At 59.6% G+C, this 1,051-nt stretch carries 1 protein-coding gene; it reads right to left on the reverse strand.

Annotated features, from left to right (window positions below; all coding sequences use genetic code 11):
- Nucleotides 1-718, reverse strand: a 718-nt coding sequence (locus tag ENZ74_RS32775) for a hypothetical protein (protein ID WP_164761441.1), incomplete at its 3' end; no start/stop codon positions are given.
- Nucleotides 719-1,051: the final 333 nt, after the last annotated feature.

Genomic DNA, 1,051 nt, shown 5'->3' on the forward strand with positions numbered 1-1,051 from the left:
GCAGCTGGGTGGCGAAGGTGGTGTCCTGTGCGTGTGCGCTGAAATTGGACAGGATCGACTGCCGGTCGGCGCTGTCGTCGGTGGCCAGGACCTTGTCTGCCACATCGTTGGCGATCTGACGCATCTGACGGGTTCGATTGACCCTGACCGCCAGCCGGCGCAGATTTTCGATCAGCACGAAGCGCAACAGCGAAGGCAGCGCCCAGAGTTCGCCGATCTTCAGCGGCTCGACCGACTGAAAACCCTGGACGATGGACTTGAACATCGTCGCCGAAACGGAACTGTCCGAATGTGCGACATAGGTCCAGGCCAGCGCCAGCGCGCGCGGCACGCTGCCGCCGTCAGGCAGTTTCAAGGTCGGCAGCTGGCGATAGAAGCGGCGCGGCAGGTCGCGCTTGACCTGGAAAATGGTCTCTTCGACCAGGTAATTGTTGTCGAGCAGCCATTGTGCCGCCGGCGTGATCGTCTCGCCCCTCGCCTGCGCCGCATTGGTCGACCGGTAGACTTCCAAAATCTTCTTGGCGCTGTCGCGGATACGGGCCTGAAAATCGAAGGGCGTCAGCCCGAACAGATCTGTGAGGTCGCCTTTCGCCAGGCTTTCACCGAGCAGCCGAAGGCGCTCTTCGGGCAGGTAATTGGAGCGGATCGGCTCTTCGGTGATGGCCGGGAAGCTCGCGCTTGTCTTCTCGATTTGGGCAGGATTCGTCTGAATATTCATTGAAAATTCCGTAAGCGGGCACTGAGCGGCGTCACCGCCACGGCAATGGCCCTAAAACCGGTTCAAATGCAATTGGTTGCATAAACCCCACTTGCCGAAAGTTTGTTTCCGCACCACGACAGGGCGTCGTCTCTCAGCAAAACTCAAAGACAAGCACCCCACTTCCCGCCAGCCAGATCGGCGGAGAGGATTCAGGCTTTTTCGTGATGCCGCCAGCAGCTTACGCTATATTTCGCCGGTACCGCGATCATGTTTGGAAACAAGCGTTAATCGTTGCCGGCGATGGCGCGGATCCGGATCACGTACAGCGTTGCCTCATGGGCGGGTTGGGCA

Origin of the sequence: Mesorhizobium sp. M7A.F.Ca.CA.002.15.2.1 (genome assembly GCF_003998715.1) — a bacterium.
Classification (GTDB): Bacteria; Pseudomonadota; Alphaproteobacteria; order Rhizobiales; family Rhizobiaceae; genus Mesorhizobium; species Mesorhizobium ciceri.